This is a genomic window from Rhizobium mayense (assembly GCF_030272705.1).
GTDB classification, from domain to species: domain Bacteria; phylum Pseudomonadota; class Alphaproteobacteria; order Rhizobiales; family Rhizobiaceae; genus Rhizobium; species Rhizobium mayense.
In genome coordinates this window covers 92689-108204 of the sequence record NZ_JARFYM010000022.1, presented here as the reverse complement: position 1 = coordinate 108204, position 15516 = coordinate 92689, and the positions used below count along the sequence as shown (strand labels likewise).

General features: G+C 61.3%; 15 protein-coding genes. 12 read left to right on the top strand and 3 right to left on the bottom strand.

All coding sequences use genetic code 11. From position 1 onward, the window contains the following. Nucleotides 1-92: 92 nt before the first annotated feature. Complete coding sequence (locus PY649_RS23080) at nt 93-569, bottom strand: Lrp/AsnC family transcriptional regulator (RefSeq protein ID WP_285871068.1); 477 nt, start codon at nt 567-569, stop codon at nt 93-95. A gap of 149 nt (nt 570-718) precedes the next feature. Between PY649_RS23080 and PY649_RS23075 the strand changes: the two genes are divergently transcribed. Then, on the top strand, nt 719-1471 hold the full coding sequence (locus PY649_RS23075) for a tryptophan 2,3-dioxygenase family protein (RefSeq protein WP_285871067.1): 753 nt from the start codon (nt 719-721) through the stop codon (nt 1469-1471). 19 nt (nt 1472-1490) lie between these two features. Here PY649_RS23075 and mntR read toward each other — a convergent pair whose 3' ends face one another. After that, the gene (gene mntR / locus PY649_RS23070) at nt 1491-1946 is read right to left on the bottom strand and encodes a manganese-binding transcriptional regulator MntR (RefSeq protein WP_285871066.1); all 456 of its coding nucleotides are present in this window, start codon (nt 1944-1946) and stop codon (nt 1491-1493) included. Nucleotides 1947-2243: 297 nt separating this feature from the next. On the opposite strand from mntR, the gene PY649_RS23065 reads away from it, so the two are divergent. The 11 genes from PY649_RS23065 (at nt 2244) to PY649_RS23015 (ending at nt 14561) form a co-directional block, all read left to right on the top strand. After that, nucleotides 2244-3599 (top strand): Nramp family divalent metal transporter, encoded by a 1356-nt coding sequence (locus PY649_RS23065; RefSeq protein ID WP_285871065.1) that lies wholly within the window; start codon nt 2244-2246, stop codon nt 3597-3599. Between the two features lie 133 nt (nt 3600-3732). After that, nucleotides 3733-5580 (top strand): M23 family metallopeptidase, encoded by a 1848-nt coding sequence (locus PY649_RS23060; protein ID WP_285871064.1) that lies wholly within the window; start codon nt 3733-3735, stop codon nt 5578-5580. A gap of 67 nt (nt 5581-5647) precedes the next feature. After that, the gene (locus PY649_RS23055; protein WP_285871063.1) at nt 5648-5950 is read left to right on the top strand and encodes a type II toxin-antitoxin system Phd/YefM family antitoxin; all 303 of its coding nucleotides are present in this window, start codon (nt 5648-5650) and stop codon (nt 5948-5950) included. Further along, nucleotides 5947-6414 carry a type II toxin-antitoxin system VapC family toxin gene (locus PY649_RS23050; RefSeq protein WP_285871062.1) on the top strand — a complete coding sequence of 156 codons (468 nt, stop codon included), beginning with the start codon at nt 5947-5949 and terminating at the stop codon, nt 6412-6414. The genes PY649_RS23055 and PY649_RS23050 overlap by 4 nt, the downstream gene beginning before the upstream one ends. A gap of 242 nt (nt 6415-6656) precedes the next feature. Next, entirely contained in the window at nt 6657-7793 is a 1137-nt protein-coding gene (locus PY649_RS23045) for a transporter substrate-binding protein (protein ID WP_285871061.1), read from the top strand. Continuing rightward, on the top strand, nt 7790-8371 hold the full coding sequence (locus tag PY649_RS23040) for an ANTAR domain-containing response regulator (protein ID WP_285871060.1): 582 nt from the start codon (nt 7790-7792) through the stop codon (nt 8369-8371). The genes PY649_RS23045 and PY649_RS23040 overlap by 4 nt, the downstream gene beginning before the upstream one ends. After that, nucleotides 8371-9219: an ABC transporter permease gene (locus PY649_RS23035; protein WP_285871059.1), complete on the top strand. Its 849-nt coding sequence runs from the start codon at nt 8371-8373 to the stop codon at nt 9217-9219. The genes PY649_RS23040 and PY649_RS23035 overlap by 1 nt, the downstream gene beginning before the upstream one ends. After that, nucleotides 9220-10140, top strand: coding sequence for an ABC transporter permease (locus PY649_RS23030; protein WP_285871058.1), 921 nt, complete (start codon nt 9220-9222; stop codon nt 10138-10140). It begins immediately after the preceding gene. A gap of 30 nt (nt 10141-10170) precedes the next feature. Further along, complete coding sequence (locus PY649_RS23025; RefSeq protein ID WP_285871057.1) at nt 10171-11805, top strand: ABC transporter substrate-binding protein; 1635 nt, start codon at nt 10171-10173, stop codon at nt 11803-11805. A 117-nt stretch (nt 11806-11922) separates the two neighbouring features. After that, nucleotides 11923-12867, top strand: a complete 945-nt coding sequence (locus tag PY649_RS23020) for an acetamidase/formamidase family protein (RefSeq protein ID WP_285871056.1) — start codon at nt 11923-11925, stop codon at nt 12865-12867. Further along, nucleotides 12867-14561: an ABC transporter ATP-binding protein gene (locus PY649_RS23015; protein WP_432761392.1), complete on the top strand. Its 1695-nt coding sequence runs from the start codon at nt 12867-12869 to the stop codon at nt 14559-14561. The genes PY649_RS23020 and PY649_RS23015 overlap by 1 nt, the downstream gene beginning before the upstream one ends. Here the strand turns inward: PY649_RS23015 and PY649_RS23010 are convergent. Next, complete coding sequence (locus PY649_RS23010) at nt 14558-15481, bottom strand: SMP-30/gluconolactonase/LRE family protein (RefSeq protein ID WP_285871054.1); 924 nt, start codon at nt 15479-15481, stop codon at nt 14558-14560. The two genes, PY649_RS23015 and PY649_RS23010, sit on opposite strands and share 4 nt — an antisense overlap. Nucleotides 15482-15516 lie beyond the last annotated feature (35 nt).

The following is a 15516-nucleotide window of genomic DNA, read 5'->3' as shown; positions in this document are numbered from 1 at the left end:
ATCTCGGCTCACTCGTCCAGACCATCGGTCCAGACGAGTGCACCAATTATCTTGTCAATGCTGGATATGCTTCAAACAAAACATGAAGCGCTCTAGCGGCCGTTGCCTATATGCCGTGCCGCGTCGGCAAACGAGATGTCCGACTTGATCTCCCGCGTCGACATCGATGTCATCGTATGCCGCACACCGGGCAGCCGGTTCAGTTCCTGGCGCAGCAACCGATCTAAGGCGGCCATGTCGGCAGCCAGTATGTGCAGGAGATAGTCGGCCTCCCCCGTCGTCGCGTGGCAGCGCCAGATCAGCGGATGGCGCCGCACGGCCGCCTCGAACGCCTCGAAAAGCTCGACATCGATCGACACCTGCACGAAGGCTTCAAGACCGAAGCCGAGCTGCGCCGGATCGAGGATCGTCCGGTAACCCCTGATCACACCCGCCTCTTCCAGTGCCTTCACCCGCTTCCAGCACGGGGTCTTGCTGAGCCCGACGAGTTCGGCGAGCGCGGCAAAGGAGATGCGGGCGTCGGCTTCCAGGGCGGAGATGATTTTGTGATCGAGCGCATCCAAGTCCACCGTTCTCTCCAATGTCAAAATTAAGGCCGATCGTACTCCCGGTTCCCGATTTTGGATGACAATTAGGAACAATGTTCAAGCAGAAATTTCGTATCCTTCAATGAGGGCAAACATGCCAGCGGCCGAAAGCCGGGATAAAGGGAACGAAGATGCAGAAAGAAGACTATTACGCGCGTATTGAGGCGCCAGAATTGCGCGACTACGGCGTTTACCTGCAATGCGACAAGCTGCTCGCCTGTCAGAAGCCGTTGAGCGAGATGGTCAACGGCGACGAATTGCAGTTCCAGATCGTCCATCAGATCGAAGAGCTCTGGATGAAGCTCATCGCCTACACATTGGTCGATGTGATCGGCTTCATCGAAGAGAACAATACACATCGCGTCGTGACCCTGATGGGCCGCGTGCATCGGCTGATGCGGATGATGACGGCGCAGCTTGATCTGCTCGAAACCATGTCGCCGAAGGAATATCAGCAGATTCGCCTGCAGCTCGGCAATGGCAGCGGCCAGGAATCACCCGGTTTCAAGTTCCTGCTGCGCATGCCGCCGGATCTCTGGCGTGCCTTCAAGGCTCACTACCTCGACAAGCCGGGTCTGACGGTCGAGGATGTCTATGACGGCAAATACGATCACGGCGACAGCTATGTCGTGGCCGAGGCGCTGGCGGAGTTCGACGAACTCTTCCAGAAATTCCGCGCCAACCACATCTATCTGATCCAGCGCTCGATCGGGCTCGGCTCGAAATCCCTCAAGGGTCGGCCGGTGGAGTTGTTGCAGGCCGGCACCCACCATCGCTTCTTCCCCGATCTCTGGGATATCCGCTCTGAGATGACCGACCGCTGGGGCAGCCAATACGGCGTGGTACGCGACTCCATTTCCAAGCACGACACCGCCGCGGAATAGAGTTCTCGAGCCCTCAGGATCATCCGTCGCGCTGCATTGTGCGACGGAAGGCCTTCAGTGTTTCGGCGCTGACATGATGTTCCATACCCTCGGCGTCGATCCGCGCCGTCTCGGGGCTGACGCCAAGCCAGCGCAGGAACGCTTCGACAGTCTGGTGGCGAGCACGGATTTCCTGGGCAATATTGTTGCCCGCATCCGTAAGGAAAACTCCGCGATAGGGCCGCCGCGACACAAGCCCGTCTTCGCAAAGCCGTGCCAGCATCTTGGCGACCGTTGGCTGCGATACACCGAGCCTGGCTGCAATATCCACCTGCCGCGCCTCATTGCCGTCATCGATGAGATCCGCGATCAGCTCGACATAATCTTCCACCAGAGCGCCGCGCGTGGCCTCCCGCGTATGCCGAAAACCCTCCGAATGCGTCTCGGCATCCGGGAGCGGTTCGTCGCGATGAATTGACAGTCTTTTCTTTGGCAATGCGTACGGCTCCCCAATGCATGTCGCGCAAAAAATGCGCAGCGGTTTTGCGATAACGACAGGCGCAAATCAAGGGCCTAAAGCGCAAGGAGCGAATCCCAGAGATCGCGATGCGCTTTGGAGGCACGGATAAAGCCATTTTAACCTTTATAGCACGGGCTTCAATCTTGAAAGCGGATGATGATTTCGGGGCGACATCGCAACACAACGCCGCAACTATAAAATATAGCCTATTGCATAATGTTGATATCGAGCATATTTCTTTAGTTATATCGTAATTCGATCCCGGAGCCCCGCATGACGCAAATTCAGGAAGCAGCCGCACCCCGCGCGTGGAAATTTGCCCGCGCCGATGAGGATGCGCGGCCGAGCCTTCCGGAAGTCAACGGCACGGTTCACGTTCCGCATGCCGGCAGCTGGGTCCGCCGGCTGATCGCCTTCCTCGGCCCAGGCTATATGATCTCCGTCGGCTATATGGATCCCGGCAACTGGGCGACCGATCTCGCCGGCGGCGCTCAATTCGGCTATACGCTACTTTCGGTCATCATGCTGTCGAACCTGATGGCGATCCTGTTACAGGCGCTTGCCGCCCGGCTAGGCATTGTCACTGGCCGCGATCTGGCGCAGGCCTGTCGGGACCACTACTCAAGACCGGTCAATCTGGCCCTGTGGTTTGCCTGCGAACTCGCCATCATCGCCTGCGATCTCGCCGAGGTCATCGGTACGGCGATCGCGCTGCAATTGCTCTTTGGCATCCCGTTGATCGGCGGCGCGCTGATCACCGCGCTCGACGCATTCCTGCTTCTGCTCCTGATGAACAAGGGCTTCCGCTTCCTAGAAGCCTTCGTCATCGCGCTTCTGATCGTGATCGCGGTCTGTTTCGCCATCCAGATCGCCGCCGCCGCTCCTCCGGCCGCGGCCGTCCTGAAGGGCTTCATTCCGTCGTCTGAGATCGTCACCAATCACGAGATGCTCTACATCGCCATGGGTATCATCGGCGCGACGGTCATGCCGCATAATCTCTACCTGCATTCATCCATCGTGCAGACCCGTGCCTATAAACGCACCGACGTGGGCCGCAAGGATGCTATCAGATGGGCGACGGCCGACAGCACGATTGCCTTGATGCTGGCGCTTTTCGTCAACGCGTCGATCCTGATCGTCGCAGCCGTCGCATTCCACGATAGCGGACACTCCGATGTCGCCGAAATCGGCCAGGCCTTCAAACTGCTCTCGCCGCTGCTTGGCCTCGGTATTGCCTCGACGCTGTTTGCCGTGGCTCTCCTTGCTTCCGGCCTCAACTCCACCGTAACTGCGACGCTCGCAGGGCAGATCGTTATGGAAGGTTTCCTCCGCCTGCGTATTCCGCACTGGGCAAGGCGGCTTTTGACGCGCGGCCTCGCAATTATTCCAGTTGTTTTCGTTACTGCATTTTATGGTGAAAAAGGCACCGCGGATCTGCTCGTGCTGAGCCAGGTCGTGCTCTCCATGCAATTGCCCTTTGCGGTGATCCCGCTGGTCCAATTTGTCACGGATCGCGGAAAAATGGGCAGATTCACCATTTCAAGGAGCGTTGCCGTCCTCTCATGGCTGGTTGCGGGCCTCATTCTGGCGCTGAATTTCAAGCTGCTTTACGACACTCTCCTCGGTTGACGAATCACCCGTAAAGCGCGAATCTGCACGCGCGGAAGATCACGGTAATTAACAGGTTCGTAATATTTGCCCAGATTTTGCCATGATTTGCCCTAGTTTGGGCCCACCGCAGTTCTGCAGGGTTCCTCAATTCATGGCCGAAAGTCCATTGCGCGTCCAATTTCCTGCAGAGGCTGCGATTCAGGCGCGGCCACATCACGAATTTCATATTCCTTTTCTGCCCCGATCCGCCCATCTTCGCCATCTGATCGCCATCGGCCTCGCGGGCACCGCCTCCTTCGGCCTACTCGCCACCATCCTTTATCCGCTGCTTGCCCGCCACACGATCGAACAGGCCGTGCCAGTGCACGCAGCGCAGCTCATCCGGTCGCAGCCGGCCTTGCCCAAGGGCAACCGGCTTGCCACGAAACCGCGTTTCGACGGCGCTCGTTTTGCCCAGGTGGCGGAAAAGACCTCGAGTGGCGAAACGCGCATTTTCACCTATCACCGCACGACGCTGGTCTTTAAAGCCGAGGACACCGATCCGTCCGCGGGCGGCGACGACGCGACGGCCATCAATGCGGCCTATGGCGGCGATGCGCAATCGGAAGCCGGTCTCTTCTCGCCGCCTTCGCTCGCGGACATCCGCCAGGGCATCTATCCGCACGCCAATCGTTACGACTCGGTCCGGCGTTCGCGATTCCCCGCCCGCGGCGTGCCGCTGAACGTCAGCGTTTCGAAAGCGACCACGGGCGAACCCGGCCGCGAATTCAAGAGACTGGTTTCCATGCCGAAGGACCGGCAGGACCTACAGGATATCCTCGCCTCCGCCGGGCTCGACGAGGACGCTGGCGACGAGCTGCAGCGCGCCTTGGAAACCGATACGGTTTCACCCGGCGACAGCCTGGAACTGCTACTGGAGAAAAAGACCGCCGACGCGCAGCCAAAACTGATCATGGCCCGCCTCAGCGGCGAGAAAACACCGGAACGCATTGTCGCCCGCGACGATTCCGACGGCTTCGTGCCGCTCACCGACGACCGACTGTTTTCCACGCTCTATAGCGAGAGCCAGGCCGAGGCACCTTCCTCCTCAGAAGTGGCCGCCGTTGACCTCAAAGGCATCGAGAGAAACGATCAACCGACTATCAGCGCCAGGCTGAAGAAAGCCGGCCTTTCCGACGAATGCGCCGCCCAACTCGTCAAGCTGGCCAAGGCCAACGGCATTTCACTGACCGGTGGCGACGATTCGCCCGACAGCGTCGATCTGCTGTTCCGCAAGGCCGACAACGGTAAAAGCGAACTGATGTTCATCGAGTTCCACACCGATGGCGACACGCACCGCTTCTATCTGCACAAAGAAGGCGGCGACGGCGCCTCCGAATTCTATGATGAGGGCGGCCACTCGGTCGCCAAGGTCTTGACTCACCGTCCCGTACCAAACGGCACGCTCGGCGACGGCTTCGCCTGGCGCGTCCATCCGATCCTCGGTGTCCGGAAATTCCACAACGGCGTCGATTTCCGCGCGCCGATGGGCAGCCCCATCATGGCCGCTGGCGATGGCATCGTCGAAAAGATTTCCTGGGAAACGGGCTACGGCAAGTATGTCCGCATTCGCCATGACGGTGGCTATGAAACCACCTATGCCCATATTTCCTCGACACCGTCGGACCTGCATGTCGGTGAGCGCGTCACCCAGGGCCAGGTCATCGCCTATGTCGGCTCCACCGGCTATTCCACCGGTCCGCATCTCTACTACGAACTGCGCGTCAACGGTCGCTATGAGAACCCACTGACAGCCCAGTTGCCGGCCGGCACCAACCTCACCGGCAAGTCACTGGACAGCTTGCGCTCGCAGGTCAGCCACGTCGACAACATCATGACCTATCTCGACGTGCCGCCGCAACAAAACGAGGCCCGCCCCTTCTCCGCCATCGAGCAGGGACCGGAGCGAGACTTCGGGCAGGGCTCGGAGCGAGGGCCAGGCCGCTTTGGCAGGCCGTGATTGGCGAATTCGTTAGCAAACTGCTTGCGAATAGGCTATCTACTGACTATCTGACTAGGTAGAAGCTATGAGTAAGCAAAACAGACACCCCCCCAAGCGCGAGAAGGCCGGCTTTCACCAGAGTGGCCGATGGAGCCTGGAGACGGCCAAGGCACGATTCAGCGAGCTCGTCCGGCATGCCCGCGACGAAGGCCCCCAGCGCGTGAGCGTTCGTGGGCGTGAGGCTGTCGTGATCATGAGTGTCGAGGACTACGACCGATTGGCGCCAGCCAAGCCCAGGTTGCCCTTCGTCGAGTTCATGGAAAGCCTCAGCCTTTCCGAACTGAATGTGGAACGTGAAAACGATAGCGGCAGGGATGTCGAGCTTTGATCGGCTGGCTACTCGATACAAATGTCGTTTCATCGCTGCTCAATCGAAATGGAGCACCCTCTGTAAGAGAATGGGCTCGCAGTCAGCCCGAGGACAGCTTTTTCATCAGCATTCTCACCATCGCTGAGTACGACAAAGGTATTTACAATCTCCCGGATGACCATCCGGATCGCTCTCGCCATCTGGCTTCCCGCGACATGTTGTTGGAGCGCTTTGCTGATCGAATTGTGCCTGTCGGTAATCCTGTCATTCGGCGATGGGGTATGATTTCCGGAACGATCAAACGTCAGACGAAACACTTTCCGTCGGTCATCGATACAATGTTGGCTGCCACCGCCATAGAGTTTGATCTCTTTCTCGTTACCCGCAACATTGCGGACGTAAACCATACAGGCGCGGCAGTTTTTAACCCATGGAGCGACGATCCATCGAGCTTCCCCATAAGTCAGAGGAAACGGCAATGAGCCGCGCTGCCGTCCGGGTATCCAGAGCTGCTAATCGGCGGCTCAACAAAAGCCGCTGTGTACGGTGATCATCGCTAATAAGGCTTGACAAAACGAAGTTGCCTGTATTTTACTCAAGCCCGCAGATTAGGCAGAAGTTATCTGCAATTACATGACTTTAACAGTCGCTGGGCAGTTTCGCCCCATGACGCCCCATCGCCGATGGGATCAGCGTCGTGGGGTTTTTCGTTTTTGGCCAAGAGATGAACGACGCACTGAAGATCGGTATCCTCTTTTCCACCTCTGGGCCCTATGGCTCGATGGGTCGTGATGCGCGCGGCGGCGCGGAATTCGCCATCGAGGAGTTCGCGGCCGGCGGTGGGCTGGCCATAGAACCGACTTTTGTCGATCCGCATGCGGACATGGCAGCCTATCTCGAAGGTGCGAAACACATACTGCGCAATGCCGGCTGCCGCCACATCATTGGCACGATCACCTCGGCGGCGCGCAAGGAAGTCATTCCCCTTGTCGAAAAGCATGACGGCCTGCTCTGGTACATGTGCCCCTATGAGGGCTTCGAGGCCAACGAAAATGTCATCTATGTCGGCGGCTGCCCCAACCAGCATCTGCTGCCGCTCTTCGAGCACCTGATTCCGCGATTCGGCAAACGCCCCTATCTCGTCGGCGCCAACTATGTCTGGGGCTGGGAGATGAACCGGCTTGCCCGCGAACTCATCACCAATGCCGGCGGCGAGGTGCTCGGCGAGCGCTACCTGCCGCTCGAGGAAACCGCCGTCGAGCGCATCGTCGCCGATATTGAGAGCCGCCGCCCGAGCTTCATCCTCAACAATCTCATCGGCCCGTCGAGCTATGCCTTTCTGGAAGCGATCAAGCTGCTCGGCGACCGCGATCCCGCCTTCCGGCCGGAAAATTGCCCTGTCGTGAGCTGCGACCTGATGGAATGCGAGCTGGAGGACATCGCCGCCGGCGCGGCCGTTGGCCAACTCTGCGCCGCCTCCTATTTCGACACGATCGGCACATCGGACAATCTCACCTTCAAGGCTCGCGTCGCGACGCATTATGGCGCCGACCGCCGCGTCTCCAGCGTCTTTGCCGGTGCCTATACCGCCGTCAAACTCTGCATCGAGGCAATCCTTGCCGCCGGGAGCGACGAGCCGCAGGCCGTGCGCCGACAGCTTCATGCCACCACCTGGCCGACGCTGCTTGGGCCGCTGGCGATCGATCCCGAGACCAATCACGCCGCTCTTCCTTTCCATCTCGGCCGCATCAACAGCGGCAACGGCTTCGACGTCATCGCCTCGCGGCCAGCGCTTGCCGCCGATCCCTATCTCACCGGTCGCCGCGTCCTGAAATCACCGAAGCTGAAGGTGGTGTCATGAGAAAGACGCCGAACTTCACCGGCTGGCACGCCGCGATCCTGCATCGGGAAGATAGCAATACCGAACGACTCATCCGTCAGCTGAAGTTGCTCGGCCTGCGCACGTCCTTGCGTTGGGAACCGATCGGTGCGCATGAGCTGCCGGACATGATCATCGTCGATGCCGACCAGGGTTGGGACGACCTCCTGCCCTGGAATGGCGGCAATCCGCCGTTGCCGGTCGTGGCGCTGCTGGGTTCGGAGGCGCCCGGCCGCATCGCCTGGGCCCTGGAACAGGGCGCCGGCGCAATCATCGCCAAACCGGTCAGCACATCGGCCGTCTATCCCGCCTTGGTCATGGCAATCACCATCCATGAGGAGCGCAAGGCGGTCGCCGAGAAGCTGCAATATCTCGAAGAGCGCGTGCGGTTGCGCCCGCTCGTTCATGCCGCCGTCCAGAAGCTGATGGCAGCGCGTGGCCTGGATGAGGAACGCGCCTACGCCATCCTGCGCAATTGCGCCATGCGCCGTCGCCTGCCGATGGAGCAGCTTTCGGCTTTCATTGTCGGCGGTGCCGAACCCTTGCCGGAGGCAAGCTGATGCATGTGATCAAGGCTATGCTGCGCCAGCCTGCGGCGCTGTTCGGGCTTGCGGTCGTCATTGTTGTCGTGGTGATGGCAATCGCCGCCCCCTGGATCGCCCCTTTCAGCCCAGATGACCAGATGTTCGATGGTCTGTCGATGGAGGGCGCTCCGCTGCCGCCGGACGGTCACTTCCTGCTCGGCACGGACACGCTCGGCCGCGACCTGTTCTCCCGTCTCCTCTTCGGCGCTCGGACGTCGTTGGTCATTGGCCTTGTCGCCAACGGCGTCGCCGTGGCGATCGGCCTGTTCGTCGGCATCGTCGCCGGCTATTTGCGCGGCATCATCGGCAATCTGATGATGCGCTTCACCGACCTGATGATGGCCTTCCCAGCGCTGCTGCTCGCCATCGTGCTCGCCGCCCTTCTGAAGCCGAGCCTGTGGATCGTCGCCATGGTGATTGCGCTGGTCAATTGGGTGCAGGTCGCCCGCATCGTCTATACCGAGACCCGCGGCCTGGTGGAGCGCGACTTCATCATGGCGGAGCGCTCGCTCGGCGCCGGTCATTTCCGCATCCTCGTCCGGCATATCCTGCCGCATCTGATGCCGACGGCGATCGTCTGGGGTACGCTCGGCATAGCCACTACCGTGCTGTTGGAGGCGACCCTCTCCTTCCTCGGCATCGGCGTGCAGCCGCCGCAACCCTCCTGGGGCAACATCATTTTCGAAAGCCAAAGCTATTTCCCGGACGCGCCCTGGCTCGTCTTCATCCCCGGCGCGATCATCCTCCTCACCGCCCTCTCCTTCAACCTCGTCGGCGACGCACTACGCGACATTCTCGATCCGACGCAGCGGGGGAGAGGCTGAATGTTCTTTCTCATCATCCGCCGCCTGGTGCAGACCGTGCTCATTCTCCTCGGCGTGGCGGCAATCACTTTCCTGCTGCTCTATGCGCTGCCGGCCGATCCTGCCGTGTTGATCGCGGGGCGTAGCGCCACCCCGCAGATGGTCGCCGGCATTCGCCATGAGCTCGGCCTCGACCAGCCGCTGATCATCCAGTTCCTGCATTATCTCGACGCGCTGCTGCATGGCGATCTCGGCCGCTCCTACACGCAGAAGACCGCCGTTCTGCCGCTGATCCAGGCGCGCCTGCCGGCGACGATCATCCTGATGGCGGCCGGGATCGTCGTCGAAGTCGCCCTCGGCCTCACCTTCGGCATCATTGCCGCCATCAAACGCGGCGGCCTCGTCGACCGTACGGTGATGATGCTCTCCTTCGTCGGCGTCTCGTCACCGCAATTCGTCGTGGCGCTGCTGCTGCTCTATATTTTCGCCGCCACGCTCGGCTGGTTCCCGATGTCCGGCTTCGGCACGGCGCGCCATGTCGTGCTGCCGGCATTGACGCTCGGCGTGCTCGGTGCCGGCTGGTATGCCCGCATGGTGCGCTCGGCGATGATCGACGTGCTGAACCATGATTACGTCCGCACCGCACGTGCCAAGGGCCTGTCCTCGACACGCATCATCTTCCGCCACGTGCTGCCCAACGCAATCCTGCCGATCATCGCCATGATCGGCATCGATATCGGCCAGTTCATGAGCGGCGTTGTGGTGGTCGAGGCGGTCTATGGCTGGCCCGGCATCGGCCAGCTCGCCTGGCAAGCGATCCAGCAGGTCGACATCCCGATCATCATGGGCGTGACGCTGACCTCGGCGCTAGCCATCGTCCTCGGCAATCTCGTCGCCGACTTCATTGCCCCCTTCATCGACCCGCGCATCCGCGCGCAATAACCAAGCAAAACCAACAGAGGAGTTCTTTTCATGACCAAGACTTTCCTGCGGCGGGCGGCTTTGGCCGCCATGCTCGCCACCAGTTCCCTCGTGCCGGCGATCACGGCCCATGCCGCCGATGAGCCGAGTAACAGCGGCACCATCACCGTCACCTACAAGGATGACATCGCCACCCTCGACCCGGCGATCGGCTACGACTGGCAGAACTGGTCGATGATCAACGCGCTGTTCTCGCGCCTGGTCGACTATACGCCCGGCACGACCGAGCTGAAGCCGTCGCTTGCCGAAAGCTATGATGTTTCGCCGGATGGCAAGACCTATGCGTTCAAGCTGCGAACCGACGCCAAGTTCACCAATGGTCGCGCAGTCACCGCCGCCGACGTGAAATATTCGATCGAGCGCGCTGTCAATCCGAAGACGCAGAGCCCGGGCGCCGGCTTCTTCCACTCGATCGTCGGCGCGGACGCGATGACGGCAGGCACCGCCCAGGCGCTCGACGGCATCAAGGTCATCGACGACCATACCGTCCAGATCTCCCTCGTTCAGCCCGACGCCACCTTCCTCAATGTGCTTGCGCTCAACTTCGCCTCGGTCGTGCCGAAGGAAGCCGTCGAAGCGGCAGGCGGCGACTTCGGCAAGAAGCCGGTTGGTTCGGGCGCCTTCATCCTCAAGGAATGGACCGTCGGCCAGCGCCTGGTCTTCGCAAAGAACCCCGATTATTTCATCAAGGATCGCCCGCATATCGACGGCTACACCGTTGAAATCGGTCAGGAGCCGCTGGTGGCGCTGCTCCGTCTGCAGAAGGGCGAAGTCGATATCGCCGGCGACGGCATTCCGCCGGCGAAATTCCTTGAAATGAAGAAGTCGCCCGAGTTCGAAGGCATGATCGTCGATCGCCAGCAGCTCGAAACCAGCTACGTGACGCTCAATACCCAGGTAGCGCCCTTTGACAACGCCAAGGTACGCCAGGCCGTCAACATGGCGATCAACAAGGATCGCATCGTCCGTATCATCAACGGCCGCGCCACACCTGCAAACCAGGTGCTTCCGCCAATGATGGCCGGTTACGACAAGGACTATAAGGGCTATGCCTATGATGCCGCCAAGGCCAAGGCGCTTCTTGCCGAAGCCGGCCTGAAGGACGGCTTCTCGACGACGCTCTACACCTCCAACACCGATCCGCAGCCGCGTATCGCACAGGCGATTCAGCAGGACCTCGCGGCAATCGGCGTCAAGGTCGAGCTTAAGGCGCTCGCCAATCCCAACGTGATCGCCGCCGGCGGCACCAAGGGCCAGGCGCCGATGGTCTGGTCGGGCGGCCTCGGCTGGATCGCCGACTTCCCGGATCCCTCCGACTTCTACGGACCGATCCTTTCCTGCGGCAGTGCCGTTGCAGGCGGCTGGAACTGGTCATGGTACTGCAATCAGGCGATCGAGCCGCGTGCCCAGGCCGCGGACGCCATGCCGGTGCCCGCAAAGGCTGCCGAGCGTGCTGAAGCCTGGAAGAAGATCTTCACGGAAGTCCAGGAAAAGGATGCACCCTGGATCCCGGTCTTCAACGAGCGCCGCGTCGTCGCCAAGTCGAAGCGCATGGGCGGCCCGGACGAAATCTACATCGATCCGACTCGCGTCATCGATTACGAAGCCGTCTACATCAAGAAATAAGCCGCCAAATCGGCAAGCTTCCCCGGCTAGAGCATGACCCTAAAAATTGCGCAGCGTTTTTGGACAGGATCATGCCCCGACGGTCGGGGAAGCCCAATCCCCCCGGAGAGACAGACCATGTGCATCGTTTGCACCCATACCATCCACCGCGCGCAGCATCATTTCGGCTGGAACCGCGATTTTGAGCCGGCGCTTGTCGCCAAGTCCGGCGAGACCATCCATTTCGAATGCCTCGATTCCTCCGGCGGCCAGCTCGGCAAGGATGCGACGATGCAATCGCTTGCCAATCTGGATTTCGGTCGGATCAATCCTGTCTCCGGTCCGGTCTATATCGAAGGTGCCGAGCCGGGCGATGCGCTGAAGGTGACGATCCGCCGCTTTGTGCCGTCAGGCCACGGCTGGACCGCCAATATTCCGGGCTTCGGCCTGCTCGCCGATCAGTTCAAGGAACCGGCGCTCCATATCTGGTCCTATGATGCCGGCAGCATGGCCCCTGCCCTCTACGGCCCTGGCGGCCGTGTGCCCCTGAAGCCCTTCGCCGGCACGATCGGCCTGGCGCCTGCCGAGCCCGGCCTGCACTCCGTCGTGCCGCCGCGTCGTGTCGGGGGCAACATGGATATCCGCGACCTCACCGCCGGCGTCACGCTCTATCTTCCTGTCGAAGTCGAAGGCGCTCTGTTTTCGATCGGTGATACCCACGCCGCCCAAGGCGATGGTGAAGTCTGCGGCACGGCGATCGAAAGTCAGATGGAAGTCGAAGCAACGCTGGAGCTCGTCAAGGACGCCCGCCTGAAGAGCCCGCGCTTCACCACCACCGAGCCCGTCACCCGCCATCTCGACGGCGCCGGCTACGAAGTCACCACCGGCATCGGTCCCGACCTGATGACCGGGGCGCGCGAAGCCCTGATGCGGATGATCGACCTGCTCGGCGCCGAGCACGGTATGAGCGCCACCGATGCCTATCTGCTCTGCTCGGTCTGCGGCGATCTACGGATCAGCGAAATCGTCGATGCCCCGAACTGGGTCGTCTCCTTCTATTTCCCGAGGATCGTGTTCGCGTGATGCAATCTGCCCCCGCCGCCCCGCCGGTGCTTTCGGTTCGAAATCTTTCCGTCGACGCGCGCACGCCCGAAGGGCGGCGGCGGGTACTCGACGATATCGGCTTCGAACTGGCTGCCGGCGAGACGCTCTGTATCGCGGGCGAATCCGGGTCGGGAAAGTCCGTGACTTCGCTCGCGATCATGGGGCTTTTGCCAAAGGCGTCGCTGCAGATTGCCTCGGGTTCCATCCTGCTCGGCGACCGCGATCTGGTGAAGCTCTCCAACAAGGCGATGCGCAGCGTGCGCGGCGGCGACATCGCCATGGTTTTCCAGGAGCCGATGACCTCGCTCAACCCGGTGATGTCGATCGGCGCGCAGCTCACCGAAGCAATCCGCGAACATCAGGGCACTGAAGGCAATGCCGCCGAGGCGATTGCAAGGCAGATGCTGGAGGCGGTTCAGATCACCGAGCCGGGCCGGCGCCTTTCGCAATATCCGCACGAGCTTTCCGGCGGCATGCGCCAGCGCGTGATGATCGCCATGGCGCTGTCCTGCCGGCCGAAAGTGCTGATCGCCGACGAACCGACGACGGCGCTCGACGTGACCGTCCAGGCACAGATTCTCAAACTGATGCGCGAGCTGAAGCAGGAATTCGGCACCTCGATCATTCTCATCACTCATGACATGGGCGTCGTCGCTGAGATGGCCGATCGCGTCGTGATCATGCAGAACGGCAGGATCGTCGAAGACGGTGATGCCCTGTCGATCTTCGGCCGTCCGAAACAGCCCTATACGCAGCAATTGCTCGCAGCCGTTCCGCGCCTCGGTGCCCATGCCGGCACCGACGGCCCGCCGCACGTGACGCAGCACAAGGTGGAGACCTTGCGGCCGGGCCACACGCCGGTGCTCAACGTCCGCAATCTCAACGTCACCTACGGCAGCCAGGGCAGTAGGTGGCTTCTGAAGGGCAAGATGCCGGCACCGGCCGTGGATGACGTTTCCTTCGATATCTTGCCCGGTGAAACGCTTGGCCTTGTCGGCGAAAGCGGATCGGGCAAATCGACCACCGGCAAGGCCGTGCTCGGGCTCATCCCCTTTGCCGGCGACGTCACGATCGAAGGCCGCGCCATCGGCGGGCTCAGCCATCGCGCCATGCAGCCGGTGCGCCGCTCGGCGCAAATGATCTTTCAAGACCCCTATGCCTCGCTCGACCCGCGCATGGCGGTGGGCACAGCCATCGCCGAACCCATGGTCATCCACGGTATCGGCAACAAATCCGAGCGGCAGGACCGTGTGGCGGCGCTGCTTGCCCGTGTCGGCCTGACGCCGGACGCGGCGACACGTTATCCGCACGAATTCTCCGGCGGCCAGCGCCAACGCATCTGCATCGCCCGCGCCTTGGCGTTGGAACCGAAGCTGATCGTTGCTGACGAAAGCGTGGCCGCCCTCGACGTTTCGGTGCGCGCCCGTGTCCTCGACCTACTCCTGGAATTGCAGGAAACCATGGGTCTTGCCTACCTCTTCATCTCGCACGACATGGCGGTGGTCGAACGCATGTCGCACAAGGTCGCGGTCATGCGCTACGGCAAGATCGTCGAGGCCGGCACGCGCCGCGAGGTCTTCGAGCACCCGCGAGATCCCTACACGCAGGCGCTGATGGCCGCGGTGCCGATCCCCGATCCGCAGGCGCATCGCAAGACCGCTCTGAAAGCCTAATCGAGACGATTAGCCGGCTCAGCAGGGCCGCTGTTCACGTAGATTGCGTAAAGCGAAGTCGTGGCGGTGATGTAGAGCCGGTTGCGCTTCGGGCCGCCGAAGCAGAGGTTCGATATGACTTCGGGAACGAGAATGCGGCCGATCAACGTCCCATCCGGCGCGTAGACCCGGACGGAATCGCCGCTGGAAGCAAAGATATTGCCATGGCGATCGACGCGGAGGCCGTCGAACACGCCAACTTCGCAGGTGGCGAAGACCCGGCCCTCGCCGACACTACGCCCATCCGGATTGACGGGATAGGCCGTTATCGTCGGCGGCAGGCCGGGCACATGCGAGCCGCCGGTGTCCGAGACGTAGAGCACGCTCTCATCAGGCGAAAAGGCGAGGCCGTTCGGCTTGACGCGGTCGCGGGCGACCAGCGTCACCGAGCCGTCGGCAGGATCGATGCGGTAGACATTCGATGCATTGATTTCAGACGGGGCAGCAAAGCCCTCATAATCGCTGTCGATCCCGTAGGTCGGATCGGTGAACCAGATCGAGCCGTCCGATTTCACCACCACATCGTTCGGCGAATTCAGCCGTTTGCCCTCGAATTGCTCAGCAAGCGGCCGCCAGCGGCCGTCATGATCGAGCCGGCTGACACGCCGGCGGCCATGCTCGCAGGCGATGATCCGCCCCTGGAAATCGAGCGTATGGCCATTGTGATAGCCAACGGGGCTTTCGAAGACACCAGCCGCACCCGTTGCCTCGTCATAACGCAGGATGCGGTCGTTCGGGATATCGGACCACACCACATGGCGCGCAGCCGGCACATAAACCGGACCTTCAGTCCAACGCCCACCGGTCCAAAGCTGCTCCAATTTCGCAGAACCGTTGATCAGCGCCTTGAAGCGCTGGTCGAGAATTTCATACTGGCTCATATCGCTCCGCCCTGTTCCTCACGGCCAGTCAACCT